General features: G+C 40.6%; 11 protein-coding genes. 4 read left to right on the top strand and 7 right to left on the bottom strand.

All coding sequences use genetic code 11. From position 1 onward, the window contains the following. Positions 1-26: 26 nt before the first annotated feature. Complete coding sequence (locus tag RMX69_RS21085) at positions 27-1,253, bottom strand: cytochrome P450 (protein WP_322638620.1); 1,227 nt, start codon at positions 1,251-1,253, stop codon at positions 27-29. Positions 1,254-1,665: 412 nt separating this feature from the next. Here RMX69_RS21085 and RMX69_RS21090 point away from each other — a divergent pair, with 412 nt between their 5' ends. Next, positions 1,666-2,793 carry a succinylglutamate desuccinylase/aspartoacylase family protein gene (locus tag RMX69_RS21090; protein WP_322638621.1) on the top strand — a complete coding sequence of 376 codons (1,128 nt, stop codon included), beginning with the start codon at positions 1,666-1,668 and terminating at the stop codon, positions 2,791-2,793. Between the two features lie 73 nt (positions 2,794-2,866). Here RMX69_RS21090 and RMX69_RS21095 read toward each other — a convergent pair whose 3' ends face one another. After that, positions 2,867-3,949: an ATP-dependent 6-phosphofructokinase gene (locus RMX69_RS21095; protein WP_289799870.1), complete on the bottom strand. Its 1,083-nt coding sequence runs from the start codon at positions 3,947-3,949 to the stop codon at positions 2,867-2,869. A 419-nt stretch (positions 3,950-4,368) separates the two neighbouring features. Between RMX69_RS21095 and era the strand changes: the two genes are divergently transcribed. Both era and RMX69_RS21105 read left to right on the top strand, forming a co-directional pair. Continuing rightward, positions 4,369-5,343, top strand: a complete 975-nt coding sequence (gene era, locus RMX69_RS21100; protein ID WP_322638622.1) for a GTPase Era — start codon at positions 4,369-4,371, stop codon at positions 5,341-5,343. A 260-nt stretch (positions 5,344-5,603) separates the two neighbouring features. Beyond that, positions 5,604-6,281 carry a response regulator gene (locus tag RMX69_RS21105; protein WP_289794887.1) on the top strand — a complete coding sequence of 226 codons (678 nt, stop codon included), beginning with the start codon at positions 5,604-5,606 and terminating at the stop codon, positions 6,279-6,281. A 658-nt stretch (positions 6,282-6,939) separates the two neighbouring features. On the opposite strand, the gene RMX69_RS21110 is transcribed toward RMX69_RS21105, so the two are convergent. The 5 genes from RMX69_RS21110 to RMX69_RS21130 form a co-directional block, all read right to left on the bottom strand. Beyond that, the gene (locus tag RMX69_RS21110; protein ID WP_322638623.1) at positions 6,940-7,680 is read right to left on the bottom strand and encodes a DUF3891 family protein; all 741 of its coding nucleotides are present in this window, start codon (positions 7,678-7,680) and stop codon (positions 6,940-6,942) included. 477 nt (positions 7,681-8,157) lie between these two features. Then, complete coding sequence (locus RMX69_RS21115) at positions 8,158-8,850, bottom strand: manganese catalase family protein (protein ID WP_289794885.1); 693 nt, start codon at positions 8,848-8,850, stop codon at positions 8,158-8,160. A 165-nt stretch (positions 8,851-9,015) separates the two neighbouring features. Further along, on the bottom strand, positions 9,016-9,294 hold the full coding sequence (locus tag RMX69_RS21120; RefSeq protein ID WP_094349864.1) for a GlsB/YeaQ/YmgE family stress response membrane protein: 279 nt from the start codon (positions 9,292-9,294) through the stop codon (positions 9,016-9,018). Positions 9,295-10,118: 824 nt separating this feature from the next. Then, positions 10,119-11,501, bottom strand: a complete 1,383-nt coding sequence (hemN, locus tag RMX69_RS21125) for an oxygen-independent coproporphyrinogen III oxidase (protein ID WP_322638624.1) — start codon at positions 11,499-11,501, stop codon at positions 10,119-10,121. 220 nt (positions 11,502-11,721) lie between these two features. Next, positions 11,722-12,438 (bottom strand): heme oxygenase (biliverdin-producing), encoded by a 717-nt coding sequence (locus RMX69_RS21130; RefSeq protein WP_322638625.1) that lies wholly within the window; start codon positions 12,436-12,438, stop codon positions 11,722-11,724. Positions 12,439-13,228: 790 nt separating this feature from the next. Here RMX69_RS21130 and RMX69_RS21135 point away from each other — a divergent pair. After that, entirely contained in the window at positions 13,229-15,493 is a 2,265-nt protein-coding gene (locus RMX69_RS21135; RefSeq protein WP_322638626.1) for a DUF1796 family putative cysteine peptidase, read from the top strand. Positions 15,494-15,593 lie beyond the last annotated feature (100 nt).

Consider the following 15,593-nt stretch of genomic DNA (forward strand, 5'->3'; position numbering starts at 1 on the left):
TGCATTACTCTCACTAGGGGATCATTTTAGGGATTAAAAGCTACAGGCATTGATTTCATACCTCGCAAGGATGGATTTTGATGCCATTCAATTCGATCTGTATCCAAGTGGAGATTACTAAGGCGGCGCACAATGGTATTAATGGCAATTTGTGCTTCAAGTCTGCCAAGAGATGCACCGAGGCAAAAGTGGGTTCCTTTTCCAAATGCCAAGTGTGGGTTTTCAGGGCGTGTAATGTCTAATTTATCGGGGTCTAAAAATTGCTCAGGGTCACGGTTGGCAGCACCAATTACCAGAAATAGGCGTTGCCCTTGGCTAATTTGTTTGCCATCAATTTCGAGATTGGTAACTGCTATGCGGGCTTGACGTTGTACTGGGCTGTCATAGCGCAAAAACTCTTCTACAGTAGTTGTAATTAGCGAGGGGTCATCCTTTAACTTTTGCATTTGACTAGGATTTTTGAGTAAAGCAAGTAAGCCGTTAGCAATCAAGTTGGTGGTAGTTTCATGACCCGCAAAAGTTAAGAAAACGCAATTGGATAAAATTTCGTCGTCATCCAGAGAATTTCCCTTTTCTTGTGCAAAAATGAGGCTACTCATGAGATCATCTTGGGGATTGTAACGACGTTCTTCAAGGATGTGGCGGAAATATTCGGTCATTTCAATAATACTTTGTTGAGCGCTAGTCAAAATTTCTGGCTTCATGCGGAACATGCCAAAAAATCTTGCCAAATCGTCAGACCATTTCTTAAACTGTTCCCAGTCTTCGGACTTTGCGCCCAGCATTTGGGCGATGACGATCGCGGGCATTGGGTAAGCTAAATCATGAATAATATTCATGTTACCCTGCTCATAGACACTATCAATTAGTTCGTCTACTAGCGTCTGAATTCGCTCTGCCATGCTGCTAATGATACTAGGAGTGAATGCCTTGTTAAACAACGCACGCAGACGCGTGTGTTCTGGGGGGTCGCAAAATAGAATCCATTTTGATAGAGTTTCCAGAAGGGGAAGTATATTCTGTTGCTCTGATTCTGGTATTTTACTAATAGGCGGACGCTTGGCCGAAATCCGTTTGTCTTGCATAGCTGCGGCAACATCTTTATAGCGCATTAGATACCAGCCCCCAAAAAAATCACTCCAGTAAACAGGATCTTCTAATAAAATACGGCGGTAAGTAGGATAGGGATTGGCCAGTACTTCTGGGGCAGATAGATTGTATCGGTCTTGTTCTAGATTACTGAGTGACGACATGAGTTAGAAGCGATTAAGGATACAGCACTGACAGCTATTATGCAATACAGACCGCCAGGGAATAGAATTCCCTGTCTAATGGTGCAAGTCCTCTAGAAGAGGACTAGAAAAACTTGGGTTAAAGCACTGACAGCTATTATGCAATACAGTACAGTTTTTCTTTTTGCCCTTTTCTATCATAGCTTTCAGCTTTGAGGATGTACCTCATAGCTGCCGGAAGTGCTGTATAACTCAATAATTCTATATCTGGTAGTATCCCAGAGCAAAAGCAACATTCAGGTTGCTTCGTCTGTACTGCGACACACTAGCTCAAATAATTGCAACTGCTTCCCTTACGAAAATACTTGGTATGATTTGGGTTTGTGTGGATTTTGATTTAGTACAGATACAGTCATAATTTATTCAAATTTTTATGCAGCCAGTTATTGAAACAATTTTATTACGTCAAATGGCTTCAGGCGATCGCCTCTACTTACAAATATACAAATTCATTGGCGCTCAACCTGGTAAAAAGGTTTACATTCAATCTAATCTGCACGGTGCAGAAATTGCTGGTAATGCCGTTATTCACCAGCTAATTGAGTTTTTATTAACAATAAATGATACAGATTTAACTGGAGAAATTTGGTTAGTTCCCGTTTGTAATCCAATGGGGACGAATGAACGCGCTCATCATTTTTCCCCTGGGCGTTACTGTATTTACGAAGCCAAAGACTGGAATCGCATATTTTGGGACTACGAGAAACAAGCTAATAATTTAGTCGCTTTTACTAAATCTCAACTTCATCTTGATTTAGAGGTCATTCGACAAAATTATCTAACTATAATTAAGCAAGAATTTGCCAAAATTTTAGAAAAAATTAATTCTCCCAGTAGTGTGCCTTACACTGAGTTTTTTGGCTATAAACTACAAAATCTGAGTTTAGATGCAGACTACTTAATTGATTTACATAGTTCTACAAATCAAGCTTTAGACTACGTTTATTACTTCCGAAATCGAGAAGACAGTGCAAAATACTTCCTACTTGATTTTGGAATATTACTTGATAAATATGATGGTGATGCTTTTGATGAAGCTTTTATCAAACCTTGGTTAGCGCTAGAAGTTTGTTTTAAAGAATTGGGTAGAGATATCAAGTTTGATGTGGAAGCTTGGACACTAGAATTAGGAGCAGGAATGCAAATGAACCCTGATTCAGTCGCCAAAGGTGTACGAGGTGTGAAAAGTTATTTATCACAAAAAAGCGTACTGCAAATGCCTGATTTATCAGGTGATACAAAAACCCATGAAATGATTTTTGTATCTAGCAGCAATCGGAAAAAATATTATGCGATCGCAGGTGGTATGATTCAATCGAGAATACCATTAGGCACTTCAGTAAAAGCTGGAGACAAACTTTATCAAATTCTCAGTTTTAATAAAGAAGGTAAGCTACCTACTGTAATTGATGTCTGCGCTCAACATGATGGCTTAGTTTATGATGTCGCAACCAATCAAGCTGTGAATGAAGGCGAGTTTGTTTTAGGAATTGTTAGTTAGTCATTGGTCATCGGGAGTTTAGAGTTTTTTAACTCCTCACTCCTCACTCCTCACTTACCACTCAGCACTCAATTCAGTCTCCCAAATAAATACTCATACCACGAGCAGTTTTAACTAAAGTACCATTGGGATCGACGGCACTATATTGAGCGATCGCTTCTGTAATTGGTACACTTAATACTTGGCGATTTTGCCATGTCACCATGCGATCGTATCGCTCTTCGGCAATTAGATTAACTGCTGCTACGCCAAAGGCTGTTGCAACTAATCTATCTAGTGGTGAAGCAGTTCCACCCCGTTGAATGTGTCCTAAAACTGTGACTCGCGTTTCTACACCGATGTGCTGAATAATTTCATCGGCTAAATATTCGCCAATCCCACCGTATCGAGATTGACCTAAGCGATTGGTAATCGTCACATTTTCGCCATCTTGAGTACGAACTGCTTCGGAAACAATAATCAAACAATAGTTTTTGCCTTTCTCTTGGCGTTCTTTGATTTTGTGGCAAATATGCTCAACTGTATAAGGGATTTCGGGAATTAAAATTACATTTGCTCCCCCTGCAATTCCCGCAGCTATTGCTATGTGTCCAGCATCACGCCCCATCACTTCCAAAATCATGACTCGGCTATGACTTGCAGCAGTAAAATGTAATCGATCTAGTGCTTCTGTGGCAATATTTACTGCTGTATCAAAACCAATGGCGTGTTCAGTAACGCCAATATCGTTATCAATGGTTTTAGGAATACCGACTAGATTAATACCACCTTGTTGAGCGAGGCGACGCAAAATTGCCAAGCTACCATCGCCACCGATACCAATCAAAGCGTCTAAACCTAGTTCATGATAACCTGCAATAATTTCTTCGGAGCGATCGCATAAACTTCCATCCGCCATTGGAAAGGCAAAAGGGTCGCCTTTATTGGTCGTCCCCAACATTGTGCCACCCGCAGTTAACAATGAGTCAACTTGATCAACTTCCAGCTTGGTGAATTGTGGCGGACGCGCCATTAATCCTAGAGTCGCTTGACGGATTCCCAAAACCTCCCAGCCGTAAGTATTTACAGCACAATTTACTACAGCCCTAATCACAGCATTTAAGCCAGAACAATCACCTCCACTCGTCAGAATTCCTATGCGTTTGGGTTCTCCCACATTTTTTATTGACATTTTGATCCAAATGTATATATTAATTAGTCGATGAAACTTAAGCCAAAGTTAGTAGTAGATTAAACTTAAGCAAAAGTCTTCCCTATTAATGCCAAAGTAATTTTATGTTTCTTTTGCATCTAAAAACAAAACAAAGTCTAAAAGTTCAGTAAATTCTGAGCTAGAAGTCATAATTTATGTGGGTTTGGTATGATTACTGGTGAAATGAGGTAAACTTAGAGTTTAATTTTTTTAATATTTATTCTGACTACTGAATACTACAGCTAAGGTTATCTCAGCTGTAAAATATAAGTGTAGAGCCGGTAGTAGATTAAACCTCGGCAAAAGCAATCCCTAAAAATGCCAGGGTAATTTTATGCCTATTTTGTGTCTAAGAAAAAATCAAGTTATCCCAGCTAGAAAATATGAGGGTGGAGCCAAAGGTGACTAGTATTGAAAATTACAACTTTTCTTTTCCGGGAGAAGTCACAATCCCCCAGGCTCCTCCTGAATTTAAATCAGGTTTTATCGGCATTGTTGGTCGTCCAAATGTCGGTAAATCTACTTTGATGAATCAGTTAGTAGGACAAAAAATTGCCATTACATCACCAGTAGCACAAACGACACGTAACCGTTTGCGCGGTGTATTAACTACACCAGAAGCGCAGTTAATATTTGTAGATACGCCAGGAATTCATAAGCCCCATCATCAATTGGGCGAAGTATTGGTGCAAAATGCCAAAATTGCCATTGAATCGGTTGATGTAGTGTTATTTGTGGTAGATGGAGCCGTAGCTTGTGGATCGGGCGATCGCTATATTGCTGAATTGCTCAGTCGCAGTAAAACACCAGTAATTCTGGGTGTGAATAAAACCGACCAACAACCGACTGATTCACAGTTTCTAGATGATAGTTACGCTCAAATGGCCCAGTCTCATGAATGGGAAATCGTGAAATTTTCGGCCAAGACTAGTACAGGATTACCAGAACTTCAAGAATTATTAATTGAGCATTTAGAAATTGGGCCATTATATTATCCTCCAGACTTGGTAACTGACCAGCCAGAACGCTTTATTATGGGTGAATTAATCCGAGAACAAATTTTATTGTTGACTCGTGAAGAAGTACCCCATTCAGTAGCGATCGCTATCGACTTAGTAGAAGAAACTCCCAGCATTACCCGTGTACTTGCTACTATCAACGTCGAGCGTGATTCCCAAAAAGGCATACTCATCGGCAAAGGTGGAGCAATGCTCAAAGCAATTGGTAGTGAAGCCCGCGAACAAATTCAAAAATTAATCGCTGGTAAAGTTTACTTAGAATTGTTTGTGAAAGTCCAGCCAAAATGGCGACAGTCGCGGATTAGTTTAGCAGAGTTAGGCTATCGCGTGGAAGAATAAAAAAGTTAGAAGTTAGGAGTGAGGAGTGAGGAATTAAAGAGTTATGAATAATTCCTGACTCCCTGGTTTGTTTATGATTGGTAGGTTTTTCAAATTAGACCAATTTATTTAGTTTGAGAATCAATATGATTGCCTGAAAACCCTAAACGTCAGTTGAATAATTGAGAAGTTCCTCAACTACTTATTGGAAACCTGAATACCTAACCTTGAAAGCAAATCCTAACTCCTAACTAATAACTCCTAACTAATAACTAATAAAAATGTCTTTAGATGCTCACTATCCCTTAAATTTACCCGTCAATGCTCCGCCCTTGCGTGTGTTAATTGTCGAAGATGATCCGATGATGCAACTGGGATTAGAGCAATCGTTAATGGCTCATCCTCAATTGGAGATTGTTGGCCAAGCTGAAGATGGTTATTTGGGAGTTCAAGCCGCACTGCAACTTAAACCTGATTTGGTGGTTATGGATATTGGGTTGCCGCGATTGGATGGCATTGCCGCAACACAGCAAATTAAAGCGGCGCTACCAGCAACTCATGTAGTAATGCTGACATCTCATCAAACGGAGACAGAAATTATTGCGGCACTGTCTAGCGGTGCAGATGCCTATTGTATCAAAGGTGCAAGTGTGGAACGATTGTTAAGTGCGATCGCAGCCGCAGTTGATGGTGCAGCCTATCTCGATCCCCAAATTGCGCGGCGAGTGATTGATAATCTCAAACCACCTTCACCCACCACCAACAATGCCAACTTATCTGGACGCGAGTTAGAAGTATTAAAGCTGATGGTAGATGGATTGAGCAACCCGGAGATTGCCGAAAAACTCTATCTCAGTCCCAACACCATCAAAACTCATGTCCGAGGGATTATGAATAAATTAGCAGTAGACGATCGCGTGCAAGCAGCAGTTGTCGCACTGCGTTCTGGGTTGGTTTAGAACACAAATGCAACCTAATCCCTAATCTCCAGTCCCTTTTACTCCCATTTACAAGTAGAGGCGTACATATATATGTACGCCTCTATCGCTGACTAATTTGTTGCCAAGATGTTTGAAAAATAGTCTACCTCAATGCATTTCAGTTAAAAGAGTTTGAGAATTGATTAGGGTCTATATTAGCAGGAAATAACAAAATTTCCTTGCCTTCTAAACTTGCTTTTTGGTGAAGCAAAATTGCCTTTTCCAAAGAACAATATTTAATTGGAACCCAGCTGTCGCTATAAAAGTAGACAGTTACTCGGCTCATTGCATACTCTTTCAACGGCAGTGGAAGAGACCAGGACGAGTCCACAGTTTGAACCTTACCTGTTGAGTCCATGCTTTGAACCTCAGTTATTAAGTATATTTACTTTCACTGATTGGAATGATTTAGAGGAACTATCATAAGTAGTAACAATCTGTCTTAAAACTACATCTTTAGATAAAAGTTAAAATAATTAAAACTGCTCTCACACCCTTAGCACTAAATGCGATCGCTACTTCTGGTATCTCATCAGCAGTCGTTACTCAGATAGCCATTGTAACAATAATTAGGGATTTGATAGAAGAGTGCGATCGCATAACCTAGTTTTTTTACTAGCTGTAAGCTTCATAGCATCTAACTCTTAACGAATGTCCACTCTAGTACCTTGATGGGGGCTTGTTGTAGCGCTTGAGTTAATTTGCTGCTGCTCTCAAATTTCACTTGGGAGAGGCCACAGGCTTCGACGTTGACCGTGAATTTATCGTTTTGGAAGGGCCAGGGTTTGACAACAACCAAGTTATCACTGCGCTGCATGATGTCATAGCGCTCACCTTCAGGGCCCTTGCTAATTTCTAAAAACCGTTCATCGTCAGGTAGTTCTTGCTGACATAAAATGAGAGAAAGGCGATCGCACCATTGCATAAATGCATAGGCTACATCAACTTCCTCCTTTTTAATGCCCAATTCTTTGCGCCAACGTTGCTGATTTTGAAGTTGCTCGTCTAAAAGTTTGTCTAATTTTGAAGACTTACCCCGCCTTGACTCATTTAAACGGCTGATGTGCATGGAAATTAATAGAGCTACCCATCGTCCACGGTAAAGGGCATTCTTTGCCAAATTAGCCAATTTATCGACACCTGCATCTACATCGTCATTTGAGGAGAGCATGAAGTCCTTTGGCGCACCCGCTTCAGTTAGAGTATCTTCTTCCCACTCTTTTTCTAGATCATCATGATGAGAAATTGCAGCTATGGTTTCATATAACCTTACTGGCGCATCTTTGCGTCGCCATTGTCCCGCTAGTTCAGCTGCTAATAAAGCATGGGCACGATGATAAATAACTTCCCAACCATTTGGCGTAGCGTTGACAATCACAAGTTAATCTCCTGATTCTGAGTTTTAATTTTGAGTTGAATTAATTTCTGAAGTCAGAAATGTTGGGGTAGAAATTGAAGCAGCGATCGCTCTAACTTTTTCAGTGTGGCTGAAGATTTAATAGCTATAGCTATTTTAAATTGAGTGTAATACCCAAATACTTAAAAAAAAATACCGACTTTTCCAAGAAAAGTCGGTATTTTTTTGCTCGCTAAATATAGCTAAACAGCCCAACATTTTCTAAAGAAGGTAGGTTATATCATGTCCGCTTGATTACTTACTAAACCCCAAGAACCCCACCCCGCCAAAGCTGCGCTTTGTCTCCCCTCCCGAAGAGCGGGGAGGGGCTGGGGGTGGGGTGCAATGACTCTGGGAATCATAACTAATTATGCGGACATGATATTATTTGTCCACTAGATTATTGGGAGTTGTTCAGAATCTGCCAAAAACCTCTCTGCTCAAAATCAACCTATGCAATTAAGAGTGGCTTTCTAGCGGGTTAGCAACGTATTTGAATGTTGGCTCAGAATTCCAAGGGCCGCGCTCATCCTTACCATCTCCGTTTGTAGATAGGTTGTAATAAAGAGCAACAGTTTCATCTGGCTTAATATTACCAAAGAATGGATCTGTCAACTTACCTAGTGAATCTAGAGCTTTCATAAACATCTGAGTATGAGAAATTTCTCGTGTTAACAGATGCACTAAAGTCTCTTGGGTTCCTTTGTCGGTTGCCAACTTAATCAATTCTTCGTAAGTTTGACGAGCGCCAGCTTCAGCTGCAACGTTAGCTCTTAAATCACGTACTACATCTCCACCCTCATTCAAGTAACTTGCAGTCCAAGCATTACCTTGGCTATCTAGAAAATGAGGCCCAATTCCTCGGACTGCAAAAAGAGTACTCTTATAAGCCTCTGTTTGATCTACATTTTTAGTATGAGCCTCAATGAGTTTACCAACCATTTCTAAATGGCTGAATTCCTCAATGGCAATGTCTTGGAGCATGTCTTTAATGCCAGCATTTTCGACATGGAATGATTGAACCCAATATTGAAGTGCTGCGCTAAGTTCTCCAGTAGCTCCGCCAAACTGCTCTAAAAGCAACTGAGCAAAACGAGGATTTGGTTCACTAACGTTAACTGCATGAATAGGCTCTTTTTTGTGAAAAAACATAGATTTACACTTCCCAAAATTTGGTTTTACAGAATGAATCAACTTATCTTTTAGTCTTTTTCCAGATAGAGCTAATTTGATGTTTTATAGCTTCTTAAACTGGTGAACTAGAAGATTTAATAAAATACAGTAGTTATCTCATGGTTGATAACTGCCAATCAGCGGTTATACATTGCTGCTTCTTCTGATTAATCCCCACAGATAAATAGCAACAATTGCACCAAGCACAGCCACTAAAATACCAGGAAGAGTTAAACCAGCACCAGCCGCAGTAATTTGCAGAGTTCCTGTTCTTAACAAGGTAAATAAACTTCCACCGACGAAAGCACCAATGATACCCAAAATCATTGTGGAGAGAATTCCGCCGCCTTGATAACCAGGATAAATAGCTTTAGCAATGGCACCTGCCAAAAGTCCTAAAACTATCCAAGCAATAATACTCATAACCGCCTCAACAATCTCACTCACTTAATATCTAAGTTATCAACTCTAATTCCAAATTCTTTCTACCAGATGGGGTAAATGCTAAATCCAAAAGTTATACAAAATTATTTATATCCAGATTGTATAGATTGGATGATAATTTAGCATATTTTACATCTTAGATATCAAACAAAAATTTTGGTATATTTAAGCTATAATTTATTATCATATAAATATAATATAATCAATCACAGTCATGATTTTTGTCTGCAAAACTAAATATTAATTTATTAGTCAATCTCTTATTTTTTATCTCTACCCTAAGACATAAAGTTTGTATCTAACTTATTGGGGATGTATTAAAAATATTTCTTCATTCAATCTTTGAGATTTTTCGTCATAGCTCATCATTAATTATCTATATAATTAATTAACCAAGATTGTTGTTGCACATTTTTATTTAACAACTTTATTCCAATTGCCTTTTGACTACTTACAGCACTGACAGCTATTATGCAATACAGACCGCCAGGGAATAGAATTCCCTGTCTAATGGTGCAAGTCCTCTAGAAGAGGACTAGAAAAACTTGGGTTAAAGCACTGACAGCTATTATGCAATACAGTACAGTTTTTCTTTTTGCCTTTTCCTATATAGCTTTCAGCTTTGAGGATGTACCTCATAGCTGCCGGAAGTGCTGTATCCCACTTGCACTGCACTTCATCCACCACACGAAATAAGTTAAAGCATAAAATTGGATTAATATAGTCTTAATAATATCCCCTCAAATTTTATTTTTAAGGTAGATTGAGGGGATAATATGTGGTAAAGACTTGCAGAAGTAATATCAAATAGCGCGGGAGAACTTTGTCTCTCGCGTTTTTGTGTGAGTATCAAATATGACGACAATATTTCTTACTAGCAATCTACCGATGTCGGTAATCTGGATCTGATTTTTTGATAAACTGACTAGACCATCGGCTTCTAGTGGTTTTAACGCCTCTAGTTCCTCAGAGAAATATTCATCAAAAATGATATTATATTTGTTTTCAATATCTTGCTTATGAAGCTGAAAATGAGACATAATACCCATAATCACATCCCGTCTAATAATATCATTTTGAGTGAGTTTGATACCTTTACTAACAGGTAAACTACCTGCTGCCAATGTCTGATAATAATCTTTTAACTCCTTGTGGTTTTGAGCATAAGCATCTTCTAACATACTGATGGATGTTGCACCAAAACCAAATAATTCTGTCTCGGCGTGGGTAGTGTAGCCCTGAAAATTGCGTTTGAGAGTACCATTACGTTGAGCGATCGCTAATTCGTCATTAGTTTTAGCAAAGTGATCCATGCCAATAAATAAATATTGGTTATTAGTCAATTCTTCAATGGTCATTTTCAGAATCTCTAACTTTTCCTCCGCTGGGGGTAGCGCCTCTTGAGGAATATTTTTTTGTGTCGGTTTGAGCCAAGGCACATAAGCAAAGTTAAAGACAACAATTCGATCGGGATCTAATTCAATCGTCTTTTTCAGCGTTTCTTGAAATGTTTCACGTGTTTGATAAGGTAAACCATAAATTAAGTCTACGTTCACACTTTCAAACTTAGCTTCTTTGATCCAACTCATGGCATCAAAAAGCATTTCTTCTGGCTGGACACGATTGACAGCTACTTGAACTTGGCGATTAAAATCTTGAATGCCAAAACTAATGCGGTTAAATCCAATCTGTCTCAGAAAGAAAATGTAGTTTTTATCGATATAGCGGGGATTAATCTCAATTGAGATTTCTGCTTGGGGATCGATGTTGAAATAGTGATTAATGTTTTTCCATAAAAATTCTACTTGGTGACGCTCCAAGTAATTAGGAGTACCACCTCCCCAGTGGATTTGCAGCACTTTTCTATCTGAATCGATTAAAGCTGCGGTGTTTTTAATGTCTTGAACCAAAGACTCCACGTAAGGTTTAGCAATATTCTTGTTGTTAGAAATTACTGTGTTACAGCCGCAAAAGTAGCAAGCACTTTGGCAGAAGGGGATATGGAAATACAAAGAAAGAGGGGTTTTGCGTTGATTCGATGCGGCGATCGCGGCCTTAAAATCAGTTTCAGTGAATGTTTCGCTTAACTCTGTAGCAGGCGGGTAACTGGTATATCTAGGTGCGCGAGTGTCGTACTTTTGAATCAGATCCAGATCGAACTTAACACCAGGTAATAGAAAAACCATTGAGTTGCTTTCCAATGAATGAAGGGAGTAGGTAGAGACGCGATTAATGGGGAGCAGCACTTCGACTATGCCCTTCGGCTACGCTCAGGACAGGCTCAGTGACCGAGGAGCAGGGGAGCAAGGGATTTGGGGGAAAATTCCTTTCCTTTGCGCCCTTCCCCCTACACCTCTGCCTCCTTCCCAATGTTCAATGACAAATGACAAATGACCAATGACAAAATTAATTAGCCGCAGCTATTTCAGTGCTACCTGAATTCTGAGAACGAGTGAGGCTATCAAAGAGAACTTGACCAAGTGCTTTAATTAAACTTCCCTCTAACTCTTGAGCCATCTTTAAATTGAACCCAAAGGCAGTATTGGCTTCTGCAACAATCCGTTCTGCTGTTATATCATCAACGGGTAATGCATTTAATGCCTGACGATACTTATCCTTAAATGCCTTTTTGTCAGGAATTTGCTCAAAGTTATAAAAGGATGTGCCTTTATAGTCAGAAAGCTTCAGGGCTGACTGAGCAACTTTTTGTAGCATTTGACCCCCAGAAAGATCGCCCATGTAGCGAGTGTAGGCATGACCTAGCAATAAAGCCGGTTCACTAGCAGAAATTTCCCGAATGCGGTCAATGTAGCTCTGGGCAGCAGGTGAGGGTGTAACTTGCTCTCTCCAATTATCCCCATAATAGAACACCATGTCTTTTTCGAGTGAGGATTGGCGATTAAGTTCAGGAAAGTAAACTGCACTAATCACAGGATGCTTTACATGGCTCTCTAATGCCGCTTCTAGTTCGCTGTAGACGTAATACAAGTTGCTTAAGAATTTAGCGAAGCAGTCTTTATCCACAACTCCTTGCAAAAAACATTTCATGAATGCCACATTTTCCGCTGATGTGTGGGCTTGTTGAGTTCCAGAGCGGAGTTTGATGGCTAAATTGCTACTCATTGTTGCTTCCTTCATGTTCAAGCGCAAGGTTTCTTGGCAGTCACCGACTCATGATGCCTACCAAGACCAGCTAAAAAATTGTTATTCTAGGTTTAGAAAGGATCTGCATCACTCTATCCACAACTGCCGATGCAAATCCCAGCTATTTTTATTTCTCCTAAGATTATTTAACTATTCATTTATATATAGCTATTAAGATATTCATATTTATTTATGTTTTTCTGATGCTCATGTTCAGGCACATCCTAGTTGACTAGTAAACAAAAATGGTTGTGAGATAGGCATTTAAACTCTTCTGAGATGGGTGATCAGCGCTGAACTCGTGACTTATGGTCGTGAGTGTGCAGCTTGTAGAAATAAAATTTGGGCGTTGCATATTTGCGGGATGATTTTGCTAGTTTTGTGGGATGGGCCGAAAAGCCCGTCCCTTGTATTTCAGCGCTCTCGTGTCGCTCACCCTACAAGAATCATCCCTTGATTCAGCAACGTATTTCAGTGCTATAAAAGGAAAAATTTAACTTAATCTTATCCTTGTTTTGATTTGTTCTTAGTTGTACTAAAACTTTTAATACAATATATTCTATTTAATTAGTATTAAATCTTCTATAAAAATTCAATTTAATTTTTGAAAAGCTTGCCTGCTGTAGCTTTGAGTGATGTAAATCAGAACTTCAGTATACTTAATAAGATTAATACCGGATTCTTCAGAGTTCTATGTGATATTCTCAAAACAGATTTAAGGATTCAGCTGACCGTTTGGTATAGTCCTCACTAAATCAGGATAAACTCTATGTATAGATTCCAGATCAGTGCATACACTCAAACGGGCGAATCCATTGGTCTGGTGGGTTCTACTCCAGAGTTGGGTTTGTGGGATATTAGTAAATGTGTTCATCTGCGTACAAGTGGCGATCGCTATCCTTTATGGTGGACAGATATTGAAATTCAAGAGTCAGGCGGTCAACAGAAATTTGAATACAAGTATGTGCGCTTTGATGCAAACGGTAACGCAACATGGGAGAGCTTACTAGATACAAACCGCTGGATTCCAATTGACTCTAAGAATGACGCCAGCAAAATTATTGTGGATGATGGCGCATTCGGTTATTTACAACCTTACCCCTTCGGATACATTGAGGAGTCGCCTGTCCAAATACCTCTGGATGAAGAGTCTGAAAGGTTAAAAATCGTAGTCATTGGCAGTTCCGTTGCATTAGGTCATAAAGCCTGGTTTTTGCAAGGTTGGGTCTGGCTATTGGCACAGGCTTTACAGCAAAAATATGGGCATAAACTCGTGAATGTATCGGAGGTGGGGGCGAATGTCAGCAGAACGATCGCTAGATTCCCCTGGTTTGTCACCCCAGAAAAACCAGATATCGTCATCATTGCCCTATCTCTAGGTAACGAAGGGTTAGCTTACTGTTCCCCTCACGAACGGCGGGCACTACAACGGCGGTTTGAAAGTGGCTTGCAGCAGCTTGTGAAAATGACGCGCGACATCGGAGCAATCCCGATTTTAGGCGGAGTCTATCCCAACGGTGATTATTCCCTAGAACATTACTCGCTGATCCGAGACACACACAAACGAATGCTCAATTGGGGCGTGACTGTATTGGATTGGTTGGCAGCTGTAGATGATGGACAAGGACGATGGAAAGCGGGGACATCCTTCGATCCGGCTCACCCGAATACAGTTGGTCATAGCCTTATGTATCAGCAGATCGATCACCATTTATTCGATATCAACAAAGACGCATTAGCAAAAGAAAAACAACGCTTCCAGCAACCGAATGAATTTCCTATCTACTTTGATAATGGGGGCTTTCATGTCTCTGTGTGTATGGAAGAGAAGCATTTACGAATCGTTAATTCATCGGCATACAGCTACACGATCGCTCCTTATTGGCAAGAACTACAAACTGCACTGCAAAGTAAGGCTGGATTGATATCGGGTATTTACATTGCCAAGAATGCCCAGCCGGGGACGCTCCCTTTCTTGGCTGTAGAGGATGGCGCGATCGCAACTACAATAAATATCCCCCCAAATAGCGATTTAGAATATAGCGCCGCCTTCAATCTCTTTTCGCCGAACAACGTTTTATTCTATGACGGGCATTTGGGGATTTTGCAAGCGGATGAACGCCACCTCTGGGTAATCAACGAATCAGACAGCGAGTACAACATTCAGCCGATGTGGACGGAAGTTTGCGACGCACTTAAAGCCATGCCATCGGGTGTTTATGAAGATCCGCTTGATCCCGATGTCCCGTTTCGTACCATGATGATTGGTAAAGATGGGTTAGAAAGCCGGGTGAAAGCACCACCTAAGTCTGCGGTGTTGTTCCAATATAAATGTGAGTTATCGGATATCAGCCGTGTGGCGATTCTTCCCCTTGGCGATCGCTGTGCCGTCCGCATGATGCTATATAAGATGGAGTATGATGGCCCCGCCTTTCCCTTCGATTTAACGCGCACTACTAATATTGCAGATGTTGCGGATGCGATCGAACACGGTTTTGATGATATGTGGAACCCTGCTTTTCTGCATTACAGCCCTGATGCAGGCAGGATTTACCACGGTAAATGGTCGGGTTTATCCTTTGCCCATGAAGTTGAAGAGACAGACGACCCAACGAACGATATGTCTCCCGTCCATGAACGGATGCGCGTTCGTTACACAGCACGCTCCCAAAGGTTTTGGTACGCATTGCGGCATTGCGACAAAGTGCTTTTTGTTCGCACAGGAATTAGCGATGCCTACGGCGGCAAGCTACGCGATGGTGTGATAGATTTAGTCAACAAGCTGGAAAAACAATGTCAGGGGAAGCCATTTCATCTGTTGCTTCTTTCTCCCCAAAGCGGTGATGAGTTTTTAGACCTTCCCAATGTGCTGCATTACAATGTCGAGTTTAATCCCGATCGCATGTATGACGATTTGGGACACTGGATGTACTGCACAGAAGTGATGCGAGGAATTCTGGAATCTCTTGGTGTGTCTAGCAAAAACCTCTTTTGGTGTCCGCCGAAAATACCGAAGGGGTGGGAAATAGGGTAGAGGCGATGCCTGCGGTGGACTACGCCAACGCATTTGCTATTTCGGAGTACCCATTTGTTATTTCGGAGTACCCATTTGTTATTTCGGCGTACCCATTTGT

It is taken from the genome of Nostoc sp. EspVER01, assembly GCF_034530635.1.
In the GTDB taxonomy this organism is placed as follows: Bacteria; Cyanobacteriota; Cyanobacteriia; order Cyanobacteriales; family Nostocaceae; genus Nostoc.

What these genes read in the sequence shown, in the direction of transcription:
- RMX69_RS21105 (WP_289794887.1), top strand. Translation starts at nt 5,604, where the DNA reads ATGTCTTTAGATGCTCACTATCCCTTAAATTTACCCGTCAATGCTCCG.
- RMX69_RS21130 (WP_322638625.1), bottom strand. Translation starts at nt 12,438, where the DNA reads ATGAGTAGCAATTTAGCCATCAAACTCCGCTCTGGAACTCAACAAGCC.
- RMX69_RS21090 (WP_322638621.1), top strand. Translation starts at nt 1,666, where the DNA reads ATGCAGCCAGTTATTGAAACAATTTTATTACGTCAAATGGCTTCAGGC.
- RMX69_RS21135 (WP_322638626.1), top strand. Translation starts at nt 13,229, where the DNA reads ATGTATAGATTCCAGATCAGTGCATACACTCAAACGGGCGAATCCATT.
- RMX69_RS21115 (WP_289794885.1), bottom strand. Translation starts at nt 8,850, where the DNA reads ATGTTTTTTCACAAAAAAGAGCCTATTCATGCAGTTAACGTTAGTGAA.
- RMX69_RS21085 (WP_322638620.1), bottom strand. Translation starts at nt 1,253, where the DNA reads ATGTCGTCACTCAGTAATCTAGAACAAGACCGATACAATCTATCTGCC.
- RMX69_RS21120 (WP_094349864.1), bottom strand. Translation starts at nt 9,294, where the DNA reads ATGAGTATTATTGCTTGGATAGTTTTAGGACTTTTGGCAGGTGCCATT.
- hemN (WP_322638624.1), bottom strand. Translation starts at nt 11,501, where the DNA reads ATGGTTTTTCTATTACCTGGTGTTAAGTTCGATCTGGATCTGATTCAA.
- era (WP_322638622.1), top strand. Translation starts at nt 4,369, where the DNA reads ATGAGGGTGGAGCCAAAGGTGACTAGTATTGAAAATTACAACTTTTCT.